We start from the raw sequence: 21,150 nt of genomic DNA, 5'->3' as shown, positions 1-21,150 counted from the left end.
GTTCTTAAAAAATAACGTTTATGTTTTCCTTATCGTTCTCTGTGTGGTCGACGGTTTTCATTGCCGAAAATATGTACAGATTACTGTCCTGTATAATTGGATAGTTATCATATAGGAAGTTGGGCGTAAAGGTATATGGACGATCGATTTCGAATTTTTGGATACAGGTCGTTTGTACCTTATATTCTAATTTTCCCGAAGCTGCATATTTATGAATGAAAAACGTGTTTTCACCTTCGAGTTGCTCCAATCGGAACCAAGCGCCCTCACCAATACCGCCGATCCATTGGACATGCTCCGGTAGGTTGGACGGACGTGATGGAGCTTCTATCATTCCAGGTGTTTGGTCACAAGCTAAATCTTGCGAACCTTTTCTAGTAAAATTATCTTTCAGCAAGCCGAATTGAAATAGCAGTGAATCTTTTCGCCCCATTTTCCACTGCTTGAGTATCCCTTGATCGTAACAGAAAACTTCTTCGTTCGGGACGGCGTTAATAACATTACTCATCGGACTTGCCTTAAGGCACTCCGGGTATAGTATTTTACGACGTCTTTTATCATCTATATCCATACCTTCCGTTAATACCTGTGCTACAAAACGGGAGCAACTGTTGTTATCTTTCGCAAGAGCACCATATAAAACAGGTCCCTCGGCTACCAGTTTTTCAGCATAATTGATGCATTTAGAAAAGGAAACCTGTTTGCTTATTGAAAAAAATGTCCGTCCACCTCCATGTGTAGCCTCCTCTTTTTTACAAAGTTCCTCCAAGATTTCGTTTATGTTCTGTATTTCACCCTGACGTGTAATTTGTGCTTTTGTGGAAATTTCCAAGCGTGGATCAAAAAGAGCGGATCTCGCTCGTCCATAACCGCGTGGCGATAAATAACGGCCGAAATCGAAATAGAGTATCCTTCCACTCGTTCTTTCGATAAGTAATATTGCGGCGTGCCCTACTTTAAAATGGAGATTTTTTACGAGACCAATCTGCTTTAAAAATGCCATCCATTTCTCATCTCCCAGTGCAGTTTTATCTGGCCAGGAAATAGGAACAGCGATATCGTTGAAAGTATCCATATCTAAATGTTAGAATGTAGTCATGTTTGAAGAAGTATGGGGTCGACGGATATTGTCGTTATAAAGCTTGCTGATATATCGGTCCCCATGATCTGGAAAAAATAAAACCACCGTATCGGTTGGTGCAAAGTCCATCCTGTCAATATAGCTATCCAAAGACGCCATGACGGCAGCACTGGAAAATCCTACTCTAATACCGGTTTGATTATAATACTCCTTTGCCACACGCTTTGTTTCTTGACAATTCACCTGAAAGATATGATCTACATAGTCTGCGTCAAATGATCCTGGAATGAAGTTTCTTCCTATTCCTTCGATGGGATCAAACGGAACTATGCTTGTAGGCAATGTCCGATGCTTAACAAAGTGACCGAGGATAGAACCGCTTGGTTCTATGCCCCAAACGTTAATATCGGTATGTTGTTCCTTTAGAAAACGGCCGACACCCGATATGGTTCCGCCTGTACCAACCCCTGCTATAAAATGAGTAATGTCGCCGTCTGTTTGTTCCCAAATTTCGGGGCCAGTCGTTTTATAGTGTGCTCTGATATTCTGCGTATTGTAATATTGATTGGTGAAGTAGGCATTGGGATGCATAGATGCAAAGGACTGCGCGCGAAATTGTGTTGAATTGAAATCGTGCAACCCATTGGAGTTCTCACAAATTTCGATATCGGCACCGGCTTTTATCAGAAGATCTATTTTTTCTTTTGAACAGCTTTGCGATACGAATATTTTAGCAAGATATCCCAATTTTTTTGCTATTAAGGTAATTCCTAGGCCTGTATTGCCGCTGCTAGCTTCTACAAAAATTCCTCCGGGTTTAATTTTCTTTCTAGCTATTGCATCCTCCATCATAAATAGGGCAGGCCGATCTTTAGCAGACATTCCAAGGTTATGAAATTCCTCTTTAATAAAAATGTTGGTGTGATATCGAGTGGAAAGCGCATCACAGTGCCGAAGTGGGGTATTGCCTATAAATTTGCTAATCAAAATATCGTGTTTCTTAATTATGCCATATCTATAACGAAGAAATTACTGTTATAGCATATCTTGAGAACAAATATTAATCTCAATTTAGGAAACAATTGGGAATTTATTTTCCAACGAATGTACTATCGCTCAATGTTCTAATAAAAGAAATGATATCATCCTTTTCCTGTTCATTTAACGGTATCCTATTGCCATTTTCTTTTAAGATAGGGTCGAGGTTATCAGCATCTGACACACCATTGTCAAAATAATCCAAAACAGCTCTTAAAGTCGGAAACTGCCCGAAACTACCATAAGGTGCGGTGTATTCGGCGTTCCTTAGAGAGGGCACCCGAAAACGCATATAATCTGTCGGAATCCCCGTTACTCTGCCACGTCCCCCCTCTTCTGTACTGGGGTTTAAAGGAAAACCGACATTTCTGAAACTTTGGTCTGTAAACAGTTCTGTACTATGGCAATCGACACATTTGATTTTAAATACTTGATAGCCTCTTGCTTCACTTTCTGTAAATGTTTCCCCCTCGTTTCTTATCACTTTATCATACTTGCTATTTGAGGAAATTAGTGTATATTCATACTGTGCAATACTTCGATAAATCCTGTCAGGGGTGATACCTTCATCGCCGAATGCTTTTCGGAACATATTCTTATAATCATGGTCATCCCTTATTTTTTCAATCACTTCTAAAATAGAGGAATTCATTTCTTCATGTGTGATTATAGGAACTAACGGTTGGCTTTCCAACGTGAGTTTGTTGCCATCCCAATTATAAAACTTCATAAACGCCAGATTTTGAATGGGAGGTGTATTGCGAAGACCTACTCTGTCGTAAATACCTATAGCCTGAATGTTGTTGTCGGCAAAAGCACTTGATTGGTTATGGCAGCTCGCACATGAAATCGTGTTATTGCCACTGAATTTTTTCTCGTGGAATAATTTTTCTCCTAATTCCACCCCGTACTTTGTGGGTTTATTTTTATTTATTGCATTATTTAGTGCCGGGAAGCCAGAGGGGATATTCAAGGGGATTTCGGGGTTGTCATGGCGTATTGGTTCGATAACATCATCCCGATGACAGGATAGTAGGAGTAGTAAAATAGATAATGCAACAAATAAACGTTTCATGTTTGATAAATTTTGGAGAAAAGAGCTGCCGTTTTTTTACCGATTTTGGCAGCTCTGTTTCTTCACTTTAATTTTCTATGCTTTCAATCGAAAATATACCCGTACGGTCGTCGGAACCATCACCGCCCAGGTTATCGACAAACAATACCATATTCGCAGCTGTATGAACGCTTGGTGTAGCATTTCCTGGACCTAACGTAATCGTATTGGTTTTTCCACTCAGAAGGTTGTCAAAGTCTGCTTTAATTGTAATTTTGGGTGAGACTTGTCCTACTACCGCATGGGTAGCGAGATCCAGTGTAATATCTCGGTAAGCATTCACGCCCTGCGTGTATGTCTCTTCTTCACCTTCCGTGCCCTCTACCGTGCTCCCTGTATGGATAGATATCTCTTTGTGATCGTTATCATAAAAACCTTCGATTTTGGTAAAACGATATCCCGTACCCCATTCCCAATGCATTTTAGTATCGTTTGCACCAGCTTCAGCGTAGAAATTGGGAAATTTTACTTGGTCGAGCGTATTTAATTCAGGCTTAACACCCAAACCAAATTTGATCTGCTTATATTCACCTGTGGGAATATTGGCCAATACATAATCTAACGTTTGCGGTTTTGCATGATTGATGACCGTCGCTCCTTTATCTAAATCATTGATGTTGTAGGGATTTTCATTGCCGTCCACTTTTACCAAGCGGATGTTGCTTATCACGTATTTCAACTCAGAGAAATGATGGACTTGGCCTTCTGCGGAGGTGTTTACGGTGGCGGTAGAAGATGTTGCATCTCCCAGTACAATTGTCTCGCCCTTAAAAGTATTGTGAAAATGCAAGGTGATATTGTTGGCAACAGGGTTGTCGTCATTCTTGCTACAGGCGATACATGCAAGTGCACATACCGACAATAATAGATAGTTTTTAAGTGTTTTCATTTTTTGATATTTGATTTGTATTTAAAATTATAATTGTTTTAATCCATCGTTGTGTGTTAGAAACTGAATGTTAAAGAAGTGAAAATGTTACGCCCCATTCTCGGTATATTCCCCCAATCGGCATAGGTACTGTAATATTCATTGAATAAATTTTCAGCACCGATTTGCACAACGGCTCTATAATTATTGAAATTGAAAGTATAGTCGGCAGAGAGGTTCCAAATTTTATACGCCGGGGTACGATCTTCACCGTATTCAGGACTATAGTTGTCTTGTGCAAGATCACCGTGCAAAGAGGTCTGCACACCGAATTTCTTATGCATAAAATGGATAGATGTCTGATAAGTCAACGGCCGGATGAAGGGTAGATTCCCATTTTTATCATCCGCGGCTCTTGCATATGTAACTGTTCCTTTCCAGTGCAAGTGTTGCAGTATGTCGTATTTGGCGTTTATTGCCGTATTGAAAAGCTTGGCATGGTCTAATGATGTGTAACCTTTCACACCGACTGATTGATAGTTCATCGGGCTTCCTAAGCTTAAAATTTTTCCGACGATATAATTTTGGATATAGAAATAGTTTACTTTTGCCTCTATGCTCATCTTTTCATTTTTAAATCCTGCACTTGCATTGACCTCATAAGAAATTTCGTTTTTGAGATCGGGGTTTCCGATATAATCGTAGCGGTCAAAGCTATTATAGATGTAGTACCCATATCCTTCCGAAACAGAAGGGGCTCGATGTCCGTAACCTGTACCGACAGAAAAATCAAATTGATTGATCTGCAGCTGATAACTCGCATGTAAAGCCGGCAATATTCTATTTTTTTTCTGTGGTGTACCGGGATAGAAAATCCAATTAAATTCTACGTACTTGGAGTGGTTGTAATTCCATCCCAAAGAGCCTCCGAAATTCAATCGGCTCATTTCGGAAAAGTCCCACGAATTGTTTACGGAGAGTCCGGCAAAACGCGTTGTTACCCAAGGCCAACTGTATGCAAACATCGTTTTTTTACTACGATCTTGTGGATACATCGTCATTTCCGCAATGGATAGATTATCGTATATATTCAGCTGGATTTCGGAACTGTAATCACCACGTTTTAAATTTGCGCGTGAAACCAAGCCGTAGGTGGTACTCCAGCCGGGCATATCCATGTGAACCAAATTTTCAGGACGTTTGGTATCGTCCATGTAATGTTCTATCGCATTGAAATACAGTTTGGTGTCCCAAACCCGCAGCATACCCTCTTCAAACAATTGTTTATAAGCGGCAGATGTGATTAGTGCACGGGAAAGCCATAAATCCATAGGAAGTGCGGGGAAACCTACATCTTCTGCTTTGTCGTAGATAGCATCCACCCGAACGGAAGAAAGTGGGCTTGTTTTATAGGCCAGACCCAATGAGGTGTTAAATTTACTGTATTGAGAGTGGTTTACTTCACCGTTATTTCCATCGTAATAATTGCCCGCTTTCCGAAAAGCAATACTGCCGTCTGCTACAAACTTATCGCTTGAATAAGCCAAGTTTCCGAGGTTGAAAAACTGTTTGTTATTGCTCTCAAAGCCGGTTTGATAACCTCCGCTCCACGTCTTTTCCAGACCGAATGGTGTATTTCTCCTTTTAAGGTCGATACTTCCTGCTACAGTTGCACCGTGCATACTTCCTTTTTGTCCGGATGTAATGTCAATAGTAGAGAGGTTATTGCTTTCTACATACGACGTGACCGGATCCATTTTATCCGTACAAGCGCCAAAAACGTGCATACCGTCAATCGTAATCGTAGAACGTTCTGTACTCATGTTATTTAACAGAGGTTCCCAAGCATAGGCCCCTCGTTTTACGAAACTGATGTTATCAGAAGATGCTAAAAAGTCATCTACCGAAACCGCCATTTTCATTTCGGTTTCTATCTTTTTTTTGGCTTTGGCCATGACCTTTACCTCTTCGATTCGGTGAGTACTATCATTTTGGGTTGGCAGATTTTGGGCATTAGCATTCATTCCAAGAGAAAGAATCGCAAAAATAATATGTAACTTCATCATTACCTTAGAATAGAATATCAATATGTAATTCGCTTTTCACTCCCTCGACTCCGGGTGTGAAATCCGTGGAGACTTCCGTGCCTTTGATCATTTTTCCGTTTTGGTTCAACATGATGAAATTCAACGTCCAGTTCCCCGTCATGGTGTAATTGACCACTCCGTGGTACAGACCATCGTTTTGCTGCATTAAATCCTTATTGTTTGGTGAAGAATGATTCCCCATAGAAGGCTCGGGCATCCGTGGATCCAGCTGTAAAGTATAATCACTTACTTGCGCGTATGAGAACTGCGAAGGATCCGGAAAATCTCCAGTTGGTGGATTGGTGGGTTTGTTGAATTTATAAATTCCGGCAATCAATTCATTTTCACCGACCTTTGGCCTTTGAGGTGATACTAAAGCGATGAAATACTGTTCATTATCCTTTCCGGTAAATGTAGCCATATGCAGGTTTTTGTTAATCTGCTCTTGAACATTGATAGTTTCCTTTACTGTGTAGGTTTGATTATCAATAGTGAAACTGATATAAAATTCCCAGCGCCCATTCGGACTACTTTCATTCGTAAATACAACGTATCCCAAAAAATAGTTTTCTGCTGTTAAATAAGCCAAATCGTATTGATGAGGGCAGGAAGTGTTTTGCTGCTCTCCGTCGCTTCGGATAGGGAGGAAGGTAACGGAAGAGGCCGACGTTTTCTCGTTGGTTTGGCTATTCGTAATCTTTAAACGGATTTCATTGTATCCCTTATAGAATGTTCCATTCAATGCTTCAATGCTGATGTCATAAATTCCGTTATGGATATTAGCAGCTTCTTTAAATTCATCGTACGTTGGAACTACGACCTCTATTTCCGCTTCGTAATCCGTTTTTTCTTTTGTACAGGACAATATTGCAAAGCATGCTGCCGTAAGAAAAAATAGTGTTTTTCTCATTATTATTGATGAATGTTTTATGAAAAATGATTGAAATTCAGTAGCCTGTTAATGGAATTGACAGATCGAGAACTAACATATGTTATATGGGATGAACGAGGTATTTCCAATAGCCATCATTATAAAATGATACTTTGTTTCTAGTCTATGCTAAGAAATGAATTGCATCCAAATAACAAGTAGCGCCAAGTTGACGTCAGGGCTACGCTCCACTGATGTGGATTAGCTAATTGGGGGATGGAATATAGAGGTGTTGTAATTAAATAAATAATCAATTAGATAAGGTGAGAAATGGTTTGGGCTGATTTCTTCTTTTGGCTGGTACATAGTATAAGCGGTGTTCTCTTTATGCACGTAAAGAGCGCTATATTCATATACTACTAGATTTTTTTTTGTTTCCTCTTTCTCTTTTTCCTTTATTTTCTGCATCAGTACGCATTGACCATCACAATGAAGCTCTGGTCGGTCTTTATTTATACATTTTGCCAAATATTCAGGAAGGTGTATCTGATATTCCATAGTCATAATACTGCGATAAAATGATTGCAGTGTTAAAGTGACTAATAGAATATATGTACAAAAACGTATCAAAATCCGTTTCTTATTTTTATTGATTGTTGTCAAATATACGGAAACAATTTCTCATGGAAATGACAAACATCACTTTTGTGAATTATTTAATATTCTGTGCATTTTTATTGCGGATTATTCCACTTGAAAATAAAAAAGCTCGATGAATATCGAGCTTTTCAGTCGGGGTGGCAGGATTCGAACCTACGACCTCCACATCCCAAATGTGGCGCGATACCGGGCTACGCTACACCCCGAAAAGGTATCACCTTTTTTCTGTGGCACAAAGATAAAGTTTATTTTAGTTTTGTCAATATGTTTTTTTGATTAACAGCTTAAATGGTTGATAATATGATTGATATTTTTCAGTTTATTCATTTAATATGTGGTATTCCTTGAATTAGGTTTATTGACGTCGACGGACAACAAAGAAATAAACCTGCCTAAATTCGGAATAGATACCTTAGCGTTTGTTATGAGCTGAGGTGTTTTAATGCCATATGTATATGTCCTTGTGTCATCCAACTTATACTTTGTTGTGAAGTAGAATATGTTCGTAGAAAACATATTTGCTGCGATCGTTTTCTGTTACATCAATAGAGTAAAGGAAGCGAGCAGTATATGTAAATAACGCGTGTTCGTGATAAATAGATATTATTTTGTGACAAGTGCAGTTGTGGACTAGCTAATGCTACGTAACATGCTTTTAACGAAATGTTTTTTAACTCAAAATACACTTCGCTTGAGTTCTAGCTTCATGTTTTTATAGTGCAGTACGTCTATGGCCATGCATAACCTAGTGGGTGTGAAATAAAAGTAAGTAAATTAGGGGATATGGCATCTGTGGTTATGTTAGAGAGCAATAAGGATGGCTCAAAGTGGGCAACCCTAGCTAAAAGGTCGATCGTACTGACGAAAAAAACAACGTATTTAGTGGTCTAGGTGGATAGCCTCATCTCTAGGAACTATGCGACTATGACGAAGTTCGTTGCAGCCGAATCCATGTTACGAAACAAAAGAATACTGAAATGAACAAGTGGTCTGGCAAAAAAACAGCCATATCGTTGTTGGATATGGCTGTTGTATATTTAAGGTTCGGTTTATCAAGAGTTACTCTACAAAATCCGCATCAGTTAGAGAAATTTTAATATGAATATGTGCGGGGGGGGTGATAGTAACTCCATCTTCCAAAATAGGATCCTGTGCATAAATTCGTACAGATCCAGTAGTATAATCGTATGAATATGAAATAGCGTCAAAAGTGGTAGGAATAGCGAGATAAGTTTGTTCGTCGTTGAAACTGATTGCCACATTGACAATTCCTTGATCTTTATAATAGTTAGTTAACTCTGGAACCTCTAAATCTAGATAATCGGTTCCGTAATCATCAACTCCCCATTGGTTTGCTGTCCGCTCGTAAACCATGGTAATACTCGGCACCATGTCATAATATTCCTCATAATATTCTTTTGTACAGCTACTCGTCACAGCCAAGGTGGCTGTACCGACTAAAAAGGCTAATAAAATTTTTTTCATGTGTATCGTATTAAGGGTTGTCAAATTTTGTTTATATCCAATAAGACGTTAAAAAACGTTAATAGTTTAAATTAAGCAAAAAATAAGCCAAATAAAAAGCGCTGTGTCTCTTGGCACAGCGCTTTTTTGGATGGGAATCTTACTCTTTTTCTTTATCGTTCGATTCCGAAACATCGGATTTTATAGAATCACCAGGTGTATCCTTTGGATTGACACTATTAACCGTGATTTCCTTTTTATCGTCATCGTAATCAATATTCAACTTTGAGCCAGTTTTAACCTCGCCCTTTAATATTTCTTCGGCAATAGGGTCTTCTAAGTATTTTTGAATAGCGCGTTTTAACGGACGTGCACCAAAATTACTGTCATATCCCTTCTCCGCGATAAAGTCTTTTGCTTTATCCGTGAGCGTAATATGGTAGCCTAATCCTTCTATTCGGTAGAATAGATATTTCAATTCAATATCGATAATCTTAAAGATATGTTCTTTAGTCAATGAATTGAAGACGATAACATCATCGATTCGGTTCAAGAACTCCGGTGCGAAAGCACGTTTGAGTGCTGTTTCAATAACCCCTCTGGAATGCGAATCCGCTTGGTTGGTTTTTGCTGACGTGGTAAAACCTACACCTTGACCAAACTCTTTCAATTGACGGGCTCCGATATTGGAAGTCATGATAATAATCGTATTGCGGAAATCTACCTTTCTGCCCAAACTATCTGTCAATTGTCCTTCATCCAATACCTGTAACAATAAGTTGAATACATCGGGGTGCGCTTTCTCAATCTCATCGAGAAGAATAACCGCATATGGTTTGCGACGCACTTTCTCCGTTAACTGCCCACCTTCTTCATAACCCACATATCCCGGAGGCGCTCCAACCAAACGTGACACAGCGAATTTTTCCATGTATTCACTCATGTCAATTTGGATCAAGGCATCTTCCGAATCAAACATAAAACGGGCCAATTCTTTTGCCAACTCTGTTTTACCAACTCCGGTAGGGCCTAAGAATATAAACGAACCGATAGGTTTCTTGGGGTCTTTCAATCCGGCGCGCGTCCGTTGTATAGCTTTTACTAACTTCTGCACGGCGTCATCTTGACCGATAATACGACCTTTAACCGCTTCTCCCATATTCAACAGCTTCTGGCTATCCGACTGGCTTACGCGTTGTACCGGAATACCCGTCATCATGGATACGACCTCCGCTACGCTATCTTCCGATACGGTATAACGCTTGGACTTCGTCTCTGCTTCCCAAGCTGCTTTTTCCTTTTCAAGCTGGTCGAGTAGTTTTTTCTCCGTATCCCGAAGTTTTGCCGCTTCCTCATATTTCTGGCTACGCACCACTTTGTTCTTTTCTACCTTAACCTCTTCGATTTTCTCTTCAATATCTAAGATAGATTGCGGAACGTGGATGTTGTTCAGATGTACACGTGAACCAGCTTCGTCCAAAGCGTCAATAGCCTTATCAGGTAAGAAACGGTCCGTGATATAACGTGTAGTCAGCGATACACAAGCCTCTACTGCATCGGGTGTATATGTTACGTTATGATGCTCTTCGTATTTATCTTTGATGCGATTCAAAATTTCTATCGTTTCGTCGTGCGAAGCAGGTTCTACAACGACTTTCTGGAAACGACGGTCTAATGCACCATCTTTTTCGATATACTGACGGTATTCGTCTAGTGTAGTAGCACCGATACATTGGATTTCACCCCGAGCCAAAGCCGGTTTGAACATATTCGAGGCATCCAACGAACCCGAAGCACCACCTGCTCCCACAATAGTGTGGATTTCATCGATAAATAAAATCACATCTGGTGATTTTTCCAGCTCGTTCATCACAGCTTTCATGCGCTCCTCAAACTGACCACGATATTTTGTGCCAGCCACTAAAGAGGCTAAATCTAGCGTAACCACCCGCTTGTTGAATAATACGCGAGATACTTTGCGTTGTACGATGCGCAACGCTAATCCCTCGGCTATAGCCGATTTACCAACCCCAGGCTCCCCAATTAAAATTGGATTGTTTTTCTTGCGGCGGGAAAGAATCTGTGAAACGCGTTCAATTTCTTTCTCGCGCCCCACAATAGGATCCAATCTGCCTTCTTCTGCTGCCTTGGTTAAATCTCTTCCGAAATTATCCAATACGGGGGTTTTTGACTTGATGTCAGAAACTTTCTTCGGTGCTGTAAATTGTTGGTCATCGTCTGCAAAATCATCATCTCCTGTAGACGAACTCGATGCTTCATCCTTTATAGTTGTTTTATTTTGCTCAACTTCGCTTTTAAATAAATCGTACGTGATGCTGTATTGCTGTAAAACCTGAGATGCGATATTCTCCTCATCTCGTAAAATTGCCAATAATAAATGTTCCGTACCAATGACGTCACTTTTAAAAATCTTAGCCTCTAAATACGTTATTTTCAGAACCTTCTCAGCCTGTTTAGTCAACGGCATGTTCCCGATAGGTGCACGTGACATTGATGACCCTTTTACTGCATCTTCGGTAGATTGACGGATTGATCCTATATCGACTCCAATATTTTTTAAAATCTTTATTGCCACTCCATCGCCCTCACGAATCAAGCCGAGCAAAAGATGTTCTGTGCCAATGTAATCATGGCGGAGTCTTAGCGCTTCTTCTCGACTATAAGAAATAACATCTTTGACGCGTGGTGAAAACTTTGCTTCCATGTATAAACCTTTCCTTTGTTAATGATAGGATGTTATAAATGTAAAAAAATTAATTATAAATCCTATGCTTATTACTGTATTGATTTTATCAACAATTACGCCACAGCACGGAAACTATCAAAATGGCAGTCGTTCCGAACCAAAAATGACTATATTTGTACAAAAAAAGCAATACGAATCTTATGTCTGACGAGAAAATTATTTTTTCAATGGCTGGTGTAAATAAAATATACCCGCCGCAAAAACAAGTTCTTAAAAACATCTATTTATCTTTTTTTTACGGAGCAAAAATCGGTGTTATCGGTTTGAATGGTTCTGGAAAATCCTCTTTGCTGAAGATTATTGCTGGGCTCGACAAATCTTATCAGGGAGAAGTTGTCTTCTCACCGGGTTATTCTGTTGGCTATTTGGCGCAGGAACCTGAGTTGGACACGGAGAAAACGGTTAAAGAGATCGTAGAAGAAGGAGTCGCTGAGACGACAGCGATCCTAAAAGAGTATGAAGAAATAAACGAGAGATTTGGTTTGCCGGAGGTGTACGAGAATCCAGACGAAATGGACAAATTACTTGCTCGCCAGGGCGAACTGCAAGATAAAATTGATGCCACCAATGCCTGGGAATTGGATACGAAATTAGAGCGTGCGATGGATGCGCTCCGTTGTCCGGAACCGGATGCGAAAATTGTCAATTTGTCAGGGGGAGAGCGTAGGCGGGTGGCACTTTGTCGCTTGTTGCTCCAAGAGCCGGATGTTTTACTCTTGGATGAACCTACCAATCACTTGGATGCCGAGTCTATTGACTGGCTAGAACAACACTTAAAACAGTATAAAGGTACCGTTATCGCTGTGACGCACGACCGGTATTTCTTGGATAACGTTGCGGGATGGATTCTGGAGTTGGATAGAGGAGAGGGGATTCCCTGGAAAGGAAATTATTCTTCTTGGTTAGACCAAAAAGCAAAGCGTTTGGCACAAGAGGAGAAACAAGAAACCAAACGCCAGAAAACACTTGAAAGGGAGTTGGAATGGGTGCGCATGGCGCCGAAAGCAAGGCATGCAAAATCTAAAGCCAGGTTGCATAACTATGAAAAACTGGCATCGGAAGAAACAAAAGACCGGGAAGAAAAACTAGAACTGTTTATTCCACCTGGGCCACGATTGGGAAACACCGTTATCGAAGCTAATAATATTTCAAAGGCGTATGATGACAGACTTTTGTTTGAAAACCTCAGCTTTTCCTTGCCGCCAGCAGGTATTGTGGGCATTATTGGTCCAAATGGTGCTGGTAAAACAACCTTGTTTCGATTGATTACAGGGCAGGAGAAGCCTGACACAGGAATGTTTAAAGTAGGGGAAACGGTGGTATTGGGCTACGTGGATCAAAACCATGATGACCTCGACCCGAATAAAACGGTGTGGGAGAATATTACGGAAGGTAATGATAACATCCTGCTTGGAAACAGGTCGATAAATTCCCGTGCGTATGTGTCCAAGTTTAATTTTAATGGCGCTGACCAACAGAAGAAGGTAGGCGTATTGTCTGGAGGAGAGCGAAATCGCGTTCATCTGGCCATTACATTAAAAAAATCATCTAATGTGTTGCTACTGGATGAACCGACTAACGATATTGATGTAAATACTTTGCGCGCACTGGAAGAAGGATTGGAAAATTTTGGCGGATGTGCCGTTATCATTTCTCACGACCGTTGGTTTTTGGACCGTATCTGTACGCATATTTTAGCATTTGAAGGCGATTCTCAGGTTTACTTCTTCGAAGGAAACTATAGTGAATATGAAGAAAATCGAAAGAAACGTCTGGGCGATACAGGACCAAAACGTATGAAGTACAAAAAGTTGGTGAAATAGAGATGATTGATTCTGCTAGACTTCTCGAGGCTATAATTGAAAATGCGATTGATGGAATTATCACTATTGATAATCGTGGTATGGTGGAATCTATCAACCCGGCCGCCTCTACGCTTTTCGGATATAACCCAGAAGAAGTGATTGGGAACAATATTTCCATGTTAATGCCCGAACCCGATCACAGCCGGCATGATGAGTATATCGAGCATTATCAGAAAACAGGTGTCAAAAAAATAATCGGAATCGGCAGAGAAGTTCGTGGATTAAAGAAAGATGGTACCACCTTTCCTTTTCGATTGGCCGTCAGTGAAGTGCATTACAAAGACAAAAATATCTTTACGGGGTTTATCCACGACCTATCCAAGGAACGTGCTGCTGAGGATGAGTTAAGGAAGCATGCTGATGAGATGGAAGAAAAGGTGAGAGAGCGGACAAAAGATTTAATCAAGCTGGTTTCTGAATTGGAGAAAGCGAAATCAGACGTTAGCCTGTCATTAGAAAAAGAGAAAGAGCTCAATCAAATGAAATCCCGCTTTGTATCTATGGCCTCACATGAATTTCGTACGCCGTTAAGTTCCGTACAATTGTCCGCATCATTGATAGAGAAATATGCAGAGCGACCTGATCTTCCGAATATTATGAAGCATACCAACCGTATTCGTGGAGCCGTTCAATTGCTGAATAATATTCTGAATGATTTTCTCTCTTTGGAGAAATTAGAAGCGGGCAAAGTCGTGGTAAATAAAATAGATGTTAATTTGGTGCAGCTTGCTGAGGAAATAACGGAGGAGATGCAGATGATCTGTAAAAAGAATCAGCATATCGTATATCAGCATACTGGGGCAGTAGGCATGTTTTATTTAGATGGGCACTTGATTAAAAGCAGTGTTATCAATTTGATCTCAAACGCTATAAAATATTCTGGAGAAAATACCTTTATCGAGTTTTCTACGGAGATAAAAGATGACATTTGTATCATCTGTATTAAGGATAACGGTATCGGGATTCCGATAGAGGATCAGAAAAATCTATTCGAACCTTTTTTTAGGGCGCATAACACGGGAAATATACCAGGAACTGGTTTGGGTCTTAATATCGTTAAGCGCTATGTTGAATTGATGGACGGGAGTTTGGAATACCATTCGGCAATAAACGAAGGAGCAATGTTCAAAATGAGTTTTCAACAATAATATAGTAGAAAAATGTCTAAAACGATATTGATAATTGAAGATAATTTCGAAATCAGGGAAGGAACGGCTGAAATCCTATCGTTGACTGGTGAGTATAAGGTATTGACAGCCGTGAATGGTAAAGAAGGGGTAGACATGGCATTTAAGCACCAACCTGATCTTATTTTGTGTGATATCATGATGCCGGAACTCGACGGATACGGTGTATTATATATGTTGAGTAAAAACGAATCAACTGCTGATATACCTTTTATCTTCCTAACGGCCAAGACAGAAAGAACCGACATTCGTAAAGCGATGGAAATGGGTGCTGATGACTATTTGACAAAGCCATTTGACGACATTGAATTACTCAATGCGATAGAAAGTCGTTTCCGTAAACGGGAGAAGCGTATCGTTAATAACTTAGTGAACGATTCCCCAAAAGGAACAGCTTTGCAACTGAATGAGGACGAACAAAACTATCTGTTACAAGGTTTGGTAAAAGAGGCTCGTGTAAAAGCTTTAAAAAAGAAGCAACATATTTATGAAGCGGGGGATACGCCGCTTTTTATCTTTTACTTGCTCAAAGGCAAAATACGTAGTTTTTTGTTGTACCAGGATGGGCGTGAGCTGTCAACAGGTATTCATATCGACGATAGCTTTTTTGGTTATGAAGCGCTCTTACTCAATGAGCAATATAGTGATAATGCAGAAGCGCTCGAAGACTGTGAGGTTGCATTGATCCCGAAGGAACTTTTTTTTGAATTGCTGTATAACAAACCGGCTATCGCGAGTAAGTTTATCACCTTGCTTTCGGGGAATATTCGGGAAAAAGAAGAGCAAATGCTGGGCTTCGCTTATGACACGGTACGTAAACGCGTAGCAAACGCATTGGTGAATATTGCGGAAAAATCCGCACTATCCAGTAAGGATGGTGAAATCATGATTCGTATCTCCAGGGATGACCTTGCTGCTTTGGCGGGTACGGCAAACGAGACTATCAGCCGTATGTTGGCAGATTTCAAAGACGAGAAGCTGATCACAAAAACAGGGAATGCCATTATTATCCCCGCTATTGCTAAATTGAAAGCAGTTAGGTAATTAAGTGACGAATATCATTTTCTAACTTGATGCTGTGCATCCTAATCTTCAAGAGGTCTTATTATTTTTGTATTGTTTACATTACAGAAATTAGACCTCATGAAAGCTGTCGCATATAATATCAAGGACTATGAGAAGGAATCGTTGGCGATTGCGAACGGTAAAGTTCATGATTTGACCTTGATTTCTAATTCATTAAATCTCCACACAATACATTACGCGCATGGTAAGGAAGTAGTTATTGTCTCGGAAGATGATCGTTTGGACGGGGACTTGCTGGAAGAATTACAGCGGGTTGGGGTACAGAAAATCGTTACCCGTTCCATAACAACAGATCATATTGATTTGCACCGTGCGTATGATTTGGGAATTCAAATAGCGAATACACCGTATGCAGACCGTACTCCAAAAGGTATTGCAGAACAGACCATCCGAAACCTAAACCTGTGGGGTAGTGGCAAATGTGTAGGCCAGGCGTGTTGTTGTGTGAAAGAATGTAATGTCGCAAACGCAAACCAAATAAAAAATGGAGCAACCGAATAATAGCTTGATTGCGAAATACAATGTAGCTGCACCGCGCTATACCAGCTATCCTACCGTACCGTTTTGGGAATCTGACGTTTTTAATCCAAAAGAATGGCTCAGTCGTTTAAAAACAACTTACGCCCAATCAAAAAGTGACGGAATAAGTTTATATGTCCATCTTCCGTTTTGTGAGCGTTTATGTACCTATTGTGGGTGTAATACCCGGATTACCAAAAATCACGGCGTCGAAACACCCTACATTAATTATGTACTCCGAGAATGGGAAATGTATAAAGCTGCTATTGACGAAGAAATTGTTATCAGTGAAATACATTTGGGAGGAGGGACGCCTACCTTCTTTGAACCGGTAAACCTGCAGCGCTTAATTGTAGGTCTGTTAAACGGTGCCACCGTAAAAGAAGGGGCGTCTTTTTCTTTTGAAGCTCATCCGGCAAACACGACGAAAGAACACCTGCATACATTATATCGTCTTGGTTTCCGAAGATTAAGCTTAGGTATTCAAGACTTTGATCCGCATGTGCAATATCTTATCAATCGGCATCAAACGGTGGAGGATGTACAGCGTGTTATGGATGAGGCTCGTGAAATAGGCTATACTTCAATTAATTTTGATCTGATATATGGGTTGCCTTTGCAGACACAAACAACTGTACGGGATACGATAAAAAAATCCCTACGTATGTCGCCCGATCGTATATCTTTTTACAGCTATGCGCATGTGCCTTGGATAAAGCCCGGACAGAGACGTTTTACGGAGCATGATTTACCTGTCGGAGAAGAGAAGTTAGCACTTTATATATTGGGCAAACAAATGATCGAAGAAAAAGGTTATAAAGACGTCGGTATGGATCATTTTGCAAAACCCGAAGATGAGCTTTTTAAAGCCGCTTTATCCGGAAGTTTGCATCGAAATTTTATGGGGTATGCGGATCGCTATACACCTGTTTTAATAGGATTAGGCGTATCCTCCATAAGTGATGCTTGGAGTAGTTTTGCACAAAATGTAAAGAAGGTGGAAGACTATTATAGGCTATTGGATGAAGAGCGTTTACCTGTGGTAAAAGGACATTTATTACATGAGGAAGATAAGGTGTTGCGCCGTTATATTCTGGAGATGATGTGTAAAGGGAAAGTGGAATTGAAGGATGGTTTTTCGCTTAATGAGGTTATAGTTGACCGATTACATCCTTTAGAAAGAGATGGTCTAGTAGCGTGTGGAACAGGTTATATCAAAGCAACGCAAATCGGAAGATCATTTTTGAGGAATATATGTATGGCATTTGACCAGCGATTGCAGCTATCTAAGGAACAAGAACAGTTATTTAGCCAAGCGATTTAAGACCAATCGCACGTAACATATCACGGACAACAAATCACGAGTCACGAAACATAAAAAATGCCGGAATCAGAACAAATTGTTAAGGAAAAAACATGCTTTCATTGCGGAGATAAAGTAGATGCTATACCTTATGTGTTGGATAACCATAGCTTTTGTTGCTTGGGATGTCAAACGGTATATCAGGTATTAAACGAAAGTAATCTACATCAATATTATCGCTACAATCAACATCCTGGGAAATCTCAGAAAGGACCTAAGACGGATTTGAGCTATCTCGATGAACCAAATATCGTTGCCAAGCTCGTGGACTATAAAGATGAGGATGTAACCATGATTACATTCTATATTCCGGTCATTCATTGTAGTTCCTGTATCTGGCTTTTGGAGCATCTCTATAAATTGCATGCGGGTGTTAAAAGTTCGGAAGTTGATTTTATGAAGAAGCAGGTGAGTATCACGTTTAAGCATCAGGAGATTTCCTTACGTGAGCTGGTAGAATTACTGGTGCAGATTGGTTACGAACCTAAAATTACACTGCAAGATATCGTAAAAGAAGGGAAAAAACTCAATCAACGCGGATTGATCGCTAAAATTACTGTCGCGGGATTCTGTTTCGGAAATTCGATGATGATCAGTTTCCCGGAATACTTTGGGATGGCTGCATTTGAGCAACAATATGCTAGCTTTTTCGGTTATATGAACCTGGCGTTTGGTATTCCGGTTTTACTTTATAGTGCTTCGGATTATTTTAAATCGGCGTGGTTAAGCTTGAAACAAAAGCGACTAAATCTTGACGTGCCTTTGGCATTGGGGATTTTCGTACTGTTTTTTCGTTCGGCATTCGAGATCCTTACACAAACGGGTCCGGGTTTTATGGATACATTATGTAGTCTGGTATTTTTTATCTTAATTGGTAAATGGGTGCAGCAGCGGACATACTATCATATTTCGTTTGAACGAGATTATCGATCGTATTTTCCAGTTGCCGTAACGGTGATCGAAGAGGGTAGTGAAAAACCAATGCAAATTGCCGATTTAGAAGTGGGGCAACGTATCCTGGTACGTAATAACGAGATCATTCCGGCGGATGCTATCCTGTTAAAAGGAAATGCCTCCGTTGACTTTAGTTTTGTAACAGGCGAATCGAAAGCTGTCGATAAAACATTGGGGGAGATTATATACGCGGGAGGAAGGCAAGTTGGGGAGGCGATTGAGTTAGAAGTCGTCAAACCCGTATCTCAAAGTTACCTGACGAGATTATGGAACAACGAGAGTTTCAAGATGCAGGAGAAGAAGTATGATACCTTTATCGATTTTATAAGTAAATATTTTACGGTTGCGTTGATTAGTATAGCTATTGTTGCTTGTGTTTTCTGGCTTGTCGGTGGCGACTCATCAAAAGCCTGGGGTGCGTTTACTGCTGTATTGATTATTGCCTGTCCCTGCGCATTGGCTCTTAGTTCACCTTTTACGCTTTCTGCCGCACTCAGTATTTTCGATCGAAATAAGTTCTATATAAAAAATACAGCCGCTATTGAGCAGCTATCGGCAATAGATTGTGTGGTATTTGATAAAACAGGAACAATTTCCTCTCCTAAGTCTTCGTTGATGCTATTTGAGGGAGAATTGGACGGAGAAGAACGTTCTTTGGTATCTTCGGTATGTCGAAATTCCAACCATCCATTAAGCAGAGAGATTGTAAAATGGATTGGTCACACCCTAATGCAGACGGCAGATACTTTTAAAGAGATAACAGGTAAAGGTATGGAGGCCCGGTTTGACGCTATCGAAGTAAAAATTGGATCAGCATCTTTTCTGGGGATCAAAAATGAGTATCAAGATGGTTCTGTGGTGTATGTCATGATAAATGAAGTGGTGAAAGGGTATTTTACGCTAGAACAATCCTGGCGGCAGGGCTTGCCGGAGGTGGTAGGCACATTGAACAAAGGGGGATACGATTTACATTTGATTTCGGGAGATAATGAAAGACGCTCTGATGCCTTGAAGCTCATTTTCCCAAACAACGCTCGTTTACTATTTAATCAGAGTCCATCGGATAAACTGCACAAGATAGATTTTTGGCAAGACCAAGGAAAACAGGTGTGTATGTTGGGGGATGGACTGAATGATGCGGGGGCATTGCGGAAAGCGGATCTCGGAATAGCAGTTTCTGATGACATTAACAACTTTTCGCCCGGCTGTGACGCGATTTTGGATGGTGACTCGTTTGCCAAATTACCGTCGTTTTTTGCTTTTGCAAAAGATGCAGTGAAAGTTATACACATGAGCTTTGCCATATCGTTAACGTATAATGTGGTAGGATTAAGCTTTGCCGTGCAGGGTACGATGTCTCCATTATTTGCTGCGATTCTAATGCCAATCAGTACGGTAACCATTATTTCATTTACCAGTTTGACGACACGTTGGTTTGCCAAACGAAGGAAATTGTTGTCGCTTAACTTAAGCGACATAAAGAAATATTAATTTCGTATATTTCCTCTATAAAATATTTCTAGATGGCTGAGGAGAGCGAAATAAATTCTTTTTATATTATGCGCAATTATATTGCATATAAAAATGAATTTATTTAGGTTTAAAAATCTGGATATAGATAGCTGTCTAAATACATACTATTCAATACTATAAGAATGAGCATTATATTCTTTTTAATCGGTTGCAGTGTTTTTATCGCCTTGATATTTTTAGGAGCGTTTTTCTGGGCAAATAAAACTGGGCAACACGAAGATACCTACACACCTTCTGTACGGATTCTTTTCGACGATGAAGTAGAGGAGGAAGAAAAATAAAAAATATCTACCAGTTTTCCAGTGATTTGTGTTTTTTGGGATGTAAAAGGTGGGGTATGTGTTGGATTATGTGTTTAATTTTTCTACCTTTGCCCCACTCCGCGAGGGAGGGGAGGATAGCTTAGGGGTATCCATAAGGGGGGATAAAAAAGAAAATATTTTTTTTGTTTTTCCGGAAAACTTTCCTACCTTTGCAGTCCCTTCGGGAACGGGGGTAAAAAATAAGAGATCGATTGCCGCATAGCGGTATAGATATATAGGCCGAAGCGCGAAGCGGGGCCGAATAAGTTCTTTAAGAAGGATATATGATCATGTAGCGCAGCAGGACCCTTTTGAAGGGGGAGAGCTGTAGAAGATACAATTTTTTCGGTCCGGGCCGTACAGTACATATTACTGACGATCCGGTCAACAG

General features: G+C 40.2%; 17 protein-coding genes and 1 tRNA gene. 7 read left to right on the top strand and 11 right to left on the bottom strand.

Annotated features, from left to right (window positions below; all coding sequences use genetic code 11):
* Positions 1–4: 4 nt before the first annotated feature.
* The 10 genes from FXV77_RS12370 to FXV77_RS12325 all read right to left on the bottom strand — a co-directional run bounded on the left by FXV77_RS12370 (position 5) and on the right by FXV77_RS12325 (position 11,908).
* On the bottom strand, positions 5–1,075 hold the full coding sequence (locus tag FXV77_RS12370) for a DUF6695 family protein (RefSeq protein WP_148919543.1): 1,071 nt from the start codon (positions 1,073–1,075) through the stop codon (positions 5–7).
* A 9-nt stretch (positions 1,076–1,084) separates the two neighbouring features.
* Complete coding sequence (locus tag FXV77_RS12365; RefSeq protein WP_187444119.1) at positions 1,085–2,068, bottom strand: PLP-dependent cysteine synthase family protein; 984 nt, start codon at positions 2,066–2,068, stop codon at positions 1,085–1,087.
* Positions 2,069–2,171: 103 nt separating this feature from the next.
* Positions 2,172–3,194, bottom strand: a complete 1,023-nt coding sequence (locus tag FXV77_RS12360; RefSeq protein ID WP_148919541.1) for a cytochrome-c peroxidase — start codon at positions 3,192–3,194, stop codon at positions 2,172–2,174.
* 67 nt (positions 3,195–3,261) lie between these two features.
* Complete coding sequence (locus tag FXV77_RS12355; RefSeq protein WP_148919540.1) at positions 3,262–4,122, bottom strand: MbnP family protein; 861 nt, start codon at positions 4,120–4,122, stop codon at positions 3,262–3,264.
* A 56-nt stretch (positions 4,123–4,178) separates the two neighbouring features.
* Complete coding sequence (locus FXV77_RS12350; protein ID WP_246162454.1) at positions 4,179–6,167, bottom strand: TonB-dependent receptor plug domain-containing protein; 1,989 nt, start codon at positions 6,165–6,167, stop codon at positions 4,179–4,181.
* A gap of 4 nt (positions 6,168–6,171) precedes the next feature.
* Positions 6,172–7,098: a hypothetical protein gene (locus FXV77_RS12345; protein ID WP_148919539.1), complete on the bottom strand. Its 927-nt coding sequence runs from the start codon at positions 7,096–7,098 to the stop codon at positions 6,172–6,174.
* Positions 7,099–7,320: 222 nt separating this feature from the next.
* Positions 7,321–7,617: a hypothetical protein gene (locus FXV77_RS12340; protein ID WP_148919538.1), complete on the bottom strand. Its 297-nt coding sequence runs from the start codon at positions 7,615–7,617 to the stop codon at positions 7,321–7,323.
* A 234-nt stretch (positions 7,618–7,851) separates the two neighbouring features.
* Positions 7,852–7,925, bottom strand: a tRNA-Pro gene (locus tag FXV77_RS12335).
* 853 nt (positions 7,926–8,778) lie between these two features.
* Positions 8,779–9,228: a hypothetical protein gene (locus FXV77_RS12330; protein WP_148919537.1), complete on the bottom strand. Its 450-nt coding sequence runs from the start codon at positions 9,226–9,228 to the stop codon at positions 8,779–8,781.
* Positions 9,229–9,343: 115 nt separating this feature from the next.
* Entirely contained in the window at positions 9,344–11,908 is a 2,565-nt protein-coding gene (locus tag FXV77_RS12325) for an ATP-dependent Clp protease ATP-binding subunit (protein ID WP_148919536.1), read from the bottom strand.
* A 182-nt stretch (positions 11,909–12,090) separates the two neighbouring features.
* Here FXV77_RS12325 and ettA point away from each other — a divergent pair, with 182 nt between their 5' ends.
* The 7 genes from ettA (at position 12,091) to ccoS (ending at position 20,738) form a co-directional block, all read left to right on the top strand.
* Positions 12,091–13,773 (top strand): energy-dependent translational throttle protein EttA, encoded by a 1,683-nt coding sequence (gene ettA / locus FXV77_RS12320; RefSeq protein WP_148919535.1) that lies wholly within the window; start codon positions 12,091–12,093, stop codon positions 13,771–13,773.
* A 5-nt stretch (positions 13,774–13,778) separates the two neighbouring features.
* Entirely contained in the window at positions 13,779–14,963 is a 1,185-nt protein-coding gene (locus FXV77_RS12315; protein WP_148919644.1) for a PAS domain-containing sensor histidine kinase, read from the top strand.
* 12 nt (positions 14,964–14,975) lie between these two features.
* Positions 14,976–16,046 (top strand): response regulator, encoded by a 1,071-nt coding sequence (locus FXV77_RS12310; RefSeq protein WP_148919534.1) that lies wholly within the window; start codon positions 14,976–14,978, stop codon positions 16,044–16,046.
* A 99-nt stretch (positions 16,047–16,145) separates the two neighbouring features.
* Complete coding sequence (locus FXV77_RS12305; RefSeq protein WP_148919533.1) at positions 16,146–16,589, top strand: Rossmann-fold NAD(P)-binding domain-containing protein; 444 nt, start codon at positions 16,146–16,148, stop codon at positions 16,587–16,589.
* Positions 16,573–17,931, top strand: a complete 1,359-nt coding sequence (gene hemN, locus FXV77_RS12300) for an oxygen-independent coproporphyrinogen III oxidase (RefSeq protein WP_148919532.1) — start codon at positions 16,573–16,575, stop codon at positions 17,929–17,931. The genes FXV77_RS12305 and hemN overlap by 17 nt, the downstream gene beginning before the upstream one ends.
* Before the next feature lie 57 nt (positions 17,932–17,988).
* Positions 17,989–20,415 carry a heavy metal translocating P-type ATPase gene (locus tag FXV77_RS12295; RefSeq protein ID WP_148919531.1) on the top strand — a complete coding sequence of 809 codons (2,427 nt, stop codon included), beginning with the start codon at positions 17,989–17,991 and terminating at the stop codon, positions 20,413–20,415.
* Positions 20,416–20,579: 164 nt separating this feature from the next.
* A complete protein-coding gene (gene ccoS, locus FXV77_RS12290) occupies positions 20,580–20,738 on the top strand; it encodes a cbb3-type cytochrome oxidase assembly protein CcoS (RefSeq protein WP_148919530.1) in 159 nt (52 codons plus the stop codon).
* Between the two features lie 185 nt (positions 20,739–20,923).
* Here ccoS and FXV77_RS22350 read toward each other — a convergent pair.
* Positions 20,924–21,150: hypothetical protein (locus FXV77_RS22350; RefSeq protein ID WP_222867786.1), on the bottom strand; the 227-nt coding region annotated here is incomplete at its 5' end.

The organism is Sphingobacterium phlebotomi, assembly GCF_008180195.1.
Classification (GTDB): Bacteria; Bacteroidota; Bacteroidia; order Sphingobacteriales; family Sphingobacteriaceae; genus Sphingobacterium; species Sphingobacterium phlebotomi.
The sequence above is the reverse complement of the archived record's forward strand: the minus strand, read 5'-3'. Positions and strand labels throughout refer to the sequence as shown.

Coding starts and splice junctions, on each gene's coding strand:
- FXV77_RS12355 (WP_148919540.1), bottom strand. CDS start 4,122: ATGAAAACACTTAAAAACTATCTATTATTGTCGGTATGTGCACTTGCA.
- FXV77_RS12295 (WP_148919531.1), top strand. CDS start 17,989: ATGCCGGAATCAGAACAAATTGTTAAGGAAAAAACATGCTTTCATTGC.
- FXV77_RS12340 (WP_148919538.1), bottom strand. CDS start 7,617: ATGGAATATCAGATACACCTTCCTGAATATTTGGCAAAATGTATAAAT.
- ettA (WP_148919535.1), top strand. CDS start 12,091: ATGTCTGACGAGAAAATTATTTTTTCAATGGCTGGTGTAAATAAAATA.
- FXV77_RS12370 (WP_148919543.1), bottom strand. CDS start 1,075: ATGGATACTTTCAACGATATCGCTGTTCCTATTTCCTGGCCAGATAAA.
- FXV77_RS12350 (WP_246162454.1), bottom strand. CDS start 6,167: ATGATGAAGTTACATATTATTTTTGCGATTCTTTCTCTTGGAATGAAT.
- ccoS (WP_148919530.1), top strand. CDS start 20,580: ATGAGCATTATATTCTTTTTAATCGGTTGCAGTGTTTTTATCGCCTTG.
- FXV77_RS12305 (WP_148919533.1), top strand. CDS start 16,146: ATGAAAGCTGTCGCATATAATATCAAGGACTATGAGAAGGAATCGTTG.
- FXV77_RS12345 (WP_148919539.1), bottom strand. CDS start 7,098: ATGAGAAAAACACTATTTTTTCTTACGGCAGCATGCTTTGCAATATTG.
- FXV77_RS12325 (WP_148919536.1), bottom strand. CDS start 11,908: ATGGAAGCAAAGTTTTCACCACGCGTCAAAGATGTTATTTCTTATAGT.
- FXV77_RS12360 (WP_148919541.1), bottom strand. CDS start 3,194: ATGAAACGTTTATTTGTTGCATTATCTATTTTACTACTCCTACTATCC.
- FXV77_RS12310 (WP_148919534.1), top strand. CDS start 14,976: ATGTCTAAAACGATATTGATAATTGAAGATAATTTCGAAATCAGGGAA.
- hemN (WP_148919532.1), top strand. CDS start 16,573: ATGGAGCAACCGAATAATAGCTTGATTGCGAAATACAATGTAGCTGCA.